Raw genomic sequence first — 7,429 nt, 5'->3', positions numbered from 1 at the left:
GCCCGATACGTCGGGCCGCTCCGAAGACGAGGGGCAGCCGCTGGCGTTCCCGGCGGGAAACCTCCCGTCGTCGGTTCCCTGTTTTTGTGCGCCCCGCTGCAATGGACGAACACCGAATTGCTACCAGACATCGCGTGCTGAAAGCCGGAACCATCCAGTTCGGCGGCGGCGCGATCGATTGCACGGTGCGCAATATCTCCGCCACCGGCGCGGCCCTCGATGTCGCCAGCCCGCTCGGGATCCCCGCGCAGTTCACCCTGGTGACGGACGGCAATCACCGGCCCTGCCACGTCGTCTGGCGCAAGGAAAAGCGGATCGGCGTGACATTCGATCAGAGCCAACCAGGCGATCCAAAGCCGTAGAGCATGATTCAACTAGGTTGAATCATGCTCTACGTCCATCTTCTTGTATGAGCATGATCTCCGCGCAAACGCCTCTGGCGTTTGTCGCGAGGGAAAACCGGTTCCCACTTTTCCGGATCATGCCCTAGCGGCCGGCATTTGCGGATACGCTAACGCTGCGAATCAGCCGATAATGCGGCGTGAAAATCACTGACATCGAACCCATCGACATCAAATCCATCAACATCAAGCCCTTGGCATCGTGACCGCCCCAAGACAGAATGCGACTTCGCCCCCTGACGCCGGGCGCAGCGGCTGGGCGCCCCGGCTGGCGCAGGAATCGCGGCTGCGGCAGCTCGATAAGCTGCTGGTGCATCGGCGCAGCGATCGCGACGCCATCGATAGCGAAATCGAGCGCGCGGTGCTGCTCGGCGCGCTCGATCGGCGGCAGGAAGCCCAGCAGGCCTTCGTCGATATCCTGCGCCGGGCGCCGACGCATTTCAGCGCCCTCCATCGATGCCGCCTGCCGGGTCTACTCGGAAGCGATCACCCATCATCCCGATAATCCGATGGGCCATGTCAACCTGGCCAATCTCTTGCTGCGCGCCAACAAGCACGAGCAGGCACGCACGCATTACGAGGCGGCATTAAGAGCCGATCCGGATCACGCGCCGGCGCATCAGGGCCTCGGCGCCGTGCTCGCCGACAATGGCGACCGCGACGGCGCGCAGCAACATTTCCTTCGAGGGTTTCGCGGTCACGCCATCTCGACGCTGCCCTATCGCGGCAGTTCGCCGCCGGTAGCGCTGCTGCAGCTGGTCTCGTCGGGCGGCGGCAATATTCCGACTGCCTCGTTCCTCGACGACTGCATCTTCCTGACCTCGGTGGTTGTCACCGACCATCTCGATCCGTCGCTCCCGCTGCCGCAGCATCAGCTGATCTTCAATGCCATCGGCGATGCGGATCTCTGCGAACCCGCGCTCGAGGCGGCCGTGCGCCTGGTCGCGCGCAGTTCCGCGCCTGTCATCAACGACCCCCGCGCCGTGATGAAGACCGGGCGCATCAGCAATGCCAGCCGGCTCGGCGCGGTGCCCGGCGTGGTGACGCCGCGAACCATCGCGATCGCGCGCGACCTGCTGGCCGGCCAGGGTGGCGCCAGGGCGATCGCGGACCATGAATTCACCTTCCCGCTGCTGCTGCGCTCTCCGGGCTATCACACCGGGCGCAACTTTATCATTGTCGAGAACGCCGCCGAATTATCCGCGGCCGCGGCAGGCCTGCCCGGCCGCGATCTCCTGGTGATCGAATATCTCGATGCCCGCGGCAGCGACGGCAGCGCGCGAAAATTCCGGGTGATGATGATCGGGGGAAAAATCTATCCGCTGCATCTGGCGATATCGCGGGACTGGAAGGTGCATTATTTCACCTCCGACATGGCCGACAAGCCGCATCATCGGCTGGAGGAAGCCGCGTTTCTCGCCGATATGCCGGCGGTGCTCGGCGACAGGGCCTGTCGCGCGCTGGAGGGGATACGCGACGCGCTCGGCCTCGATTATGCCGGCATCGATTTCGGCGTGAGCGCCGACGGCGATTTGCTGCTGTTCGAAGCCAACGCCACCATGGTGATCGCGGTGCCCGACGATGACGAACGCTGGGCCTATCGGCGCACCGCCATTACTGGAATAATCGATGCGGTGGTGGCCATGATCAGACAGAAAGCGGCCACGCCGCTATCGACATCTCCCGGTCTATAGACCGAGAAAAGTCGGCACGCGCGCATCCATGCGCCAAACGCATAGGTATTGCAGAGCAATAAGTTTCGCAAAATTAATCCGGTGCCGACGGCTCAAACCTCGAACGCGGCGCGTTTCAACCGTATCTAATGAAGTAACAGTCACCTCAAGCAACGTCCTGGGGACGGAAACCATGAAAAGGGCCTTTGTCATAGTGGCCTGCGTCTGCGCTCTCATCGGCGGCGTCTATATTGCCGCCAGCAAATGGGCCATTCGACACGAAACGCTTGATCTGTTCGACACCGCGCGGGCCCGGCCGGTCGCGGTGGATATTGCCGTGCGCCGGGATTACGAGATGAAGGCGGATAACGGTTACGGCAAGCTTCCGGTCGCGATCATCAGCAACGGCAACACCGTCAAGAACACCGAATATTCGTTCCTGGCCAACGTGCTTGCGGCGCGGGGATATCTGGTCGCGAGCATCCAGCAGGATCTTCCGACCGATCCGCCTTTGGTGACCAAGATCGGCATGCCCTATGTCGGCCGGGAGCCAGTCTATGAACGCGGCGAAGCCAATATCCTGTTCGTGCGGCAGCAACTGAAACAATGGCAGCCGAATGCCGATTACGATCATTTGACGATGGTCGGACATTCCAACGGCGGCGACATTTCGATGTTCTTCGCCAGACAACATCCGGGGCTGGTATCGAAGGTCATCACGCTCGACAATCTGCGCGTGCCCTTTGTGCTCAGCGACAAGATGAAAATCCTGTCGTTCCGCTCCAAGGACCCGAACTTCGAGACCGATCCCGGCGTGCTGCCGACCCAGCAGCAGGCCAAGGCGGACGGTATCGATATCGTCAACACCCAATTCCAGCACACCTGGATGAGCGACCGCGGCCCGGATGCCGCGAAGGAGACGATCCAGACGACGCTCGATCGTTTTCTCAGCGACAGCGCCTCCAGCGATCTGTCCCCGGCCCCGACCGACCAGCCGCTGATCGGCAAGCTCGGACCCGCGCCCTATCCATAGGGCCTCAACGCCGACGCCCCATGGCGCCGCCAACCGTCAGCGGCAAGAAAGCAAGGAAGCAAGAAAGATTCTTCGTTCTCGCTTGTCGTTCCTGCAACCTGCGGTATAGAATCCGAGTCGACCGGGTTGGGAATATGAGGGCAATTTTGGCGGCCAAACAACATTACAGCGGCGCCGACCTGCCTTTTCCGCCGCCTTGGACCTTTCGGCTGTGCTGGTCCCGCAAATTATCTCGCAAACTCCGGCACAGACTCCTCGGCGCGGCAATCCTGGCGGCGCTGGCGTCATGCCTGTCACCGCGCGGCGCGCAGGCCGGCGACCTGGAAGATTGCAACAGCAGCGTCGCGGAAAAGATCGAGGCGGGCTGTACCGCCATCATCAATAATCCGGCGCGAACGCCGGAAGATGCTCTCAAGGCGTTCGCCAATCGAGGGCGACTATACAATCAGCGATCGAAATTCGATGCGGCGCTGGCCGACGCCGAGGCGGCGCTGCAACTGAACGCCCAGTCCGTCCTCGCGCTGCTCGTTCGCGGTTACGCCTATCAGCGCAAGAACAATTTCGATGCCGCGCTGGCGGATTTCGACCAGGCAGGTAACCCGCTGGACGAAGCAATACCGCGCGTCGGAAACGGAACTCATTCAGGAAGCCGAACGATTGATCGCTTGGCTTCCCAAGACCTTGCCCAAGCAGGAACGCTTCGGCATCGTTCACGGCGACTATCGGATCGACAACGTACTGTTCGCCACGAATGAGTCACGAGTGGTCGCCGTATTGGATTGGGAGCTGTCGACAACCGGTGACCCATTGGCCGATCTGTCTTATTTTTTGATGCATTGGGATATGCCACACGACGGCACCGCTGGGATGGCGAGCCTCGACCTGGAGTCGCTTGGGATCCCGACACTCGCGCAAATGTTGAATCGCTACGCTGCAGCGACGAACCGCGGCAACGTACCCGAACTGAATTGGCATTTTGCGTTCAACCTGTTCCGCCTGATGGCGATCGTTCAAGGCATCCGCAAACGCGTCATGGACGGAAACGCGTCGAGCCCGCAGGCCGAAGCGGTCAGCAAGCGCGTCCGACCCTTGGCCGCTCAGGCGTGGACTTGGGCGCTGAGAGCGGGAGCTACATGAAAATCGCAGCGCTCTTTGCAAGCATCAAGTCACCAATGGGGTCACATGAAGCTTGGATTGCTGATTCCGCTGATTAGCCGCTACGCCACGCCGAGATTCATCCGTACATTGGGCGCGACCGCGGAGCGCCTCAATTTCCACACGATCTGGGTTGGCGAGCATTCCGTGATGTTCGACCAGCAGGAGTCGAAATATCCGATGGCCGAGTCGCTTGGCACCGACGGCAACATGCTCGGTGCGCGCGAGGGGCGGGTCGAGCTTTGTCCGTTCACGGCATTGGCCTATCTGGCCGGGATCACAACGAAGGTGCGACTCGGAACGGCGACGATCGTGATGCCACAGCGAAACCCCGTCTACACGGCGCTCGAGACGGCCAACGTGGATTGGCTATCGAACGGCCGTATGAGTCTCGGCGTCGGGGTGGGCTGGTGCAAGGAGGAGTTCCAGGTCATGGGCGCGCCCTTCGAGAACCGCGGCCAGCGCTCGGGGTCGTACGTGGAGGTCATGAAGCGGCTATGGTGCGACGAGGTGTCCGCCTACAAAGATGAGTTCTACGATCTCCTCCCTTGCCGCGCTTATCCCAAGCCGGTTCAGAAGCCCCACCCGCCCGTCATAATTGCCGGCCATGTTCCGGCAACTTTCCGTCGAATCGCTGCGCAAGGGGACGGCTGGTGGACAATCGACAATACGCCTGAGCAGCTGAAACCCCAGCTCGAGCTGCTAAAGGCGGAGCTCGGCAAGAAGAGTCGTAAAATGAGCGATCTGGCGTTCGTTGCCTCGCCGTATCCGCACAAGGCGGACCTCAAAATGGTGCAAGAATATGCCGAAATCGGTGTGACCGAGTTCGTGCTAATGGCCTATCCTGAAACCCCCGAATCACTGGAAGGTTTGCTTGAGGAGCTCGCGCGCCAGTACATGGACCCGAATATGCCGGGGATGGCTCGACTCAGCTAAAAGCAATCAAGTCGTGCACGCGATGTCCCCATTCGGGGCGAATTTCATGTGTCTTAGTGGACGTCCCCGGACGCCACTGGAAGTCTTTGGATGGTGGGCCGTGTAGCCACCGAATTCCGCGCGTAAACATCTGAATTTACTAACTTTCTGAGTGGGGGGAATACTGAAATGCCCCCACGCAGATCCCCATGCAAGGTAGGCTGTCGGCGGACGTCCTTGGAAGAAGTCTTCAGGGGGCGATACACCGCTTGATCAGCGCTCGCGTTCATTTGGCGAACTTGCTGAGCCATTCCTCCCTAGCGATACGCCTGACGTCCTCGAGATCAAGTCTCGCACCTCCCCCACCACGCTCTTGCAACCAGTTCTCCCTGGCCAAACGCCGTTGCTCGTCCAACTCAAACTCATGCGCGTCGCTTCCTTCACCGGCATTGCATGTTTCCGTCATCCGAGTAAACCGCCGGACAGGACGGGGCGGGGGCGGATACCGGCCCAGCTTCGAGTTCCAATAGGCCCAGGACCTTGCGTCGATGATTCCAGGAGGGGCTCGATCAAGGGCCGCGCGAAACTCGTCATCGCAAACGTATCGGCGTATCACTTGCATATCTTCATGGCGCGCGTAGGTCATTGCGTATGCCATGAAGCGGATTGGATCGGAGAGCGCCTGCTCCGGAGGTTCAAACCAAATGACTCGGCGCGCAACATCCAATGTCGCGGGAGTAAGCGGTATGGATTTCATAAATCATGCCCGTTATCGGATTCGACAATTCGCAGTTCGCGAGTCAATCCAGGCAAGCGATCAAGATCCACCTCCCGAGCGGCCATGGCCAAACGCTGTTTCAATTCGTCCGGCAACTCGCGAAGATTGCCATCATCGAAATACGACAGAGCCTTCAAGGTGATTTCAGGATTGAAGCTCGGTCCATATATCATTTGCGCCGCTGACAACGCCGTCGGAAGGCTGATATTGCCAAGCCTCATCAACGCGTCGATGTCCAGATAATCCTTGGCTTCGGCGCGAACCTGGACCACGGAGGCCTTGGTGCCTGCAAGGTCTATCATGGAGGCGACCCTCATGTTGTTCGCTTCCACAACATGTGGAGGCGTCAGTATTGCCAATTTTGGAACGCCGAAAAAAGAAACCATGACCGGCTCGCCGCGATCAACGATAGCGGTCAAGGTGTTCTTCTCGCGTTGCAACACTCTTGCCTCCGCAAGGAATGGAATCTCTGCCTGCAAAGAGTCAATATCCAGGGATCGACGGCTGAAGAAATCGAAATCGATGGAAGTACGGTGCCCCAAGTGAAGCGCGAGCGCCGTTCCACCGTACAGTACGAAATCCTCCGGGACAGACGAGAGTTCGGACCACAAACGTAATTGCGCCGGCGGAAGAACATCCAGGCGAGGAATAAACTCTTTCATCTCCGAACGAGTCTAAGGCTACAGTCCCCCGGCGGGAAGGCACTGAAGATACGCAGCGGTGTCTTGAGAGGAACGAACCGCGCCGCGTTGGACGCCCTCGGACGTGTTTGAACCTCCTTGGATGGTGGGCCGTGTAGCCACCACATTTGCGCGGTAATCCATTGAATTATAAAGCAATACATTCTCATAAAATGGTCGATGCCCCCAGTTGATGCCCCGCCAGAGAGTGGCTGTCTCCGGCTCACAATGGACATCAAGCGACCCCGCTCCGGCCGGCAGGCCAACCTCGCGACACAGAGATCGCGGTCCGGAGGGAACTAGGAGCGGTAGGCCGCCAATAAACCGTTTGGCACGTTCTGCATAAGCATTGGCGTCTTTTGCTAGTTACGCCGCCCCGCTTTTGAGCAACACTGAAATTGTGAGCTGGCGTCCTGAGAGACACAGCGACCTTGGTAACGCCGAAACCTCATGAAGGGTGCCCCAAATGAAAACACGTGAAACCACGACTCCAGTAAGGGCTTTTGATCGGGCCTTTATCAACGGTCAATTCGTCACTCCCCATGGAACGCAGATCGTCGATCTGGTGAACCCGACCGACAACCAGGTTATCGGCAAGGTCACCATGGCAGACGAAACCGACACCCGAAAAGCCATCAGTGCTGCGAAAGAGGCCTTCAACACCTTTTCGCAAAGTAGCAAGGAATACCGGATGGAGCTCCTGCAGCGGTTGCACGACGCCGTGGCCAAGCGAATGGATCAACTCATTGAGGCGACGGTCGTGGAATACGGCGCGCCGCAAGACCGCGCGAAGC

9 protein-coding genes are annotated in these 7,429 nt (G+C 59.7%); 7 read left to right on the top strand and 2 right to left on the bottom strand.

Translation table 11 applies throughout. The features are described 5' to 3' along the window. The first annotated feature begins 101 nt into the window (after positions 1 to 101). A complete protein-coding gene (locus ABR948_RS28975) occupies positions 102 to 362 on the top strand; it encodes a PilZ domain-containing protein (RefSeq protein ID WP_428124650.1) in 261 nt (86 codons plus the stop codon). A gap of 124 nt (positions 363 to 486) precedes the next feature. Here ABR948_RS28975 and ABR948_RS28970 read toward each other — a convergent pair whose 3' ends face one another. Then, the gene (locus ABR948_RS28970; protein WP_428124658.1) at positions 487 to 840 is read right to left on the bottom strand and encodes a hypothetical protein; all 354 of its coding nucleotides are present in this window, start codon (positions 838 to 840) and stop codon (positions 487 to 489) included. On the opposite strand from ABR948_RS28970, the gene ABR948_RS28965 reads away from it, so the two are divergent. The 5 genes from ABR948_RS28965 (at position 728) to ABR948_RS28945 (ending at position 5,198) form a co-directional block, all read left to right on the top strand. Further along, the gene (locus ABR948_RS28965; protein ID WP_428124654.1) at positions 728 to 2,095 is read left to right on the top strand and encodes an ATP-grasp domain-containing protein; all 1,368 of its coding nucleotides are present in this window, start codon (positions 728 to 730) and stop codon (positions 2,093 to 2,095) included. The two genes, ABR948_RS28970 and ABR948_RS28965, sit on opposite strands and share 113 nt — an antisense overlap. A gap of 172 nt (positions 2,096 to 2,267) precedes the next feature. Beyond that, complete coding sequence (locus ABR948_RS28960; RefSeq protein ID WP_428124648.1) at positions 2,268 to 3,107, top strand: alpha/beta hydrolase; 840 nt, start codon at positions 2,268 to 2,270, stop codon at positions 3,105 to 3,107. A 20-nt stretch (positions 3,108 to 3,127) separates the two neighbouring features. Continuing rightward, positions 3,128 to 3,862 carry a tetratricopeptide repeat protein gene (locus ABR948_RS28955; RefSeq protein WP_428124656.1) on the top strand — a complete coding sequence of 245 codons (735 nt, stop codon included), beginning with the start codon at positions 3,128 to 3,130 and terminating at the stop codon, positions 3,860 to 3,862. Next, positions 3,747 to 4,244 (top strand): phosphotransferase, encoded by a 498-nt coding sequence (locus tag ABR948_RS28950; protein ID WP_428124652.1) that lies wholly within the window; start codon positions 3,747 to 3,749, stop codon positions 4,242 to 4,244. Before ABR948_RS28955 ends, ABR948_RS28950 begins: the two co-directional genes overlap by 116 nt. Positions 4,245 to 4,289: 45 nt before the next feature. After that, positions 4,290 to 5,198 (top strand): TIGR03619 family F420-dependent LLM class oxidoreductase, encoded by a 909-nt coding sequence (locus ABR948_RS28945; protein ID WP_428124646.1) that lies wholly within the window; start codon positions 4,290 to 4,292, stop codon positions 5,196 to 5,198. Positions 5,199 to 5,930: 732 nt separating this feature from the next. Here ABR948_RS28945 and ABR948_RS28940 read toward each other — a convergent pair. Next, positions 5,931 to 6,617 (bottom strand): nucleotidyl transferase AbiEii/AbiGii toxin family protein, encoded by a 687-nt coding sequence (locus tag ABR948_RS28940; RefSeq protein WP_428124644.1) that lies wholly within the window; start codon positions 6,615 to 6,617, stop codon positions 5,931 to 5,933. A gap of 484 nt (positions 6,618 to 7,101) precedes the next feature. On the opposite strand from ABR948_RS28940, the gene ABR948_RS28935 reads away from it, so the two are divergent. Continuing rightward, the coding region (locus ABR948_RS28935; protein WP_428124642.1) for an aldehyde dehydrogenase family protein at positions 7,102 to 7,429 on the top strand (328 nt) is incomplete at its 3' end.

This window comes from Bradyrhizobium sp., assembly GCF_050014615.1.
In the GTDB taxonomy this organism is placed as follows: Bacteria; Pseudomonadota; Alphaproteobacteria; order Rhizobiales; family Xanthobacteraceae; genus Bradyrhizobium.
This window is presented reverse-complemented; position numbering and strand designations above follow the sequence as displayed.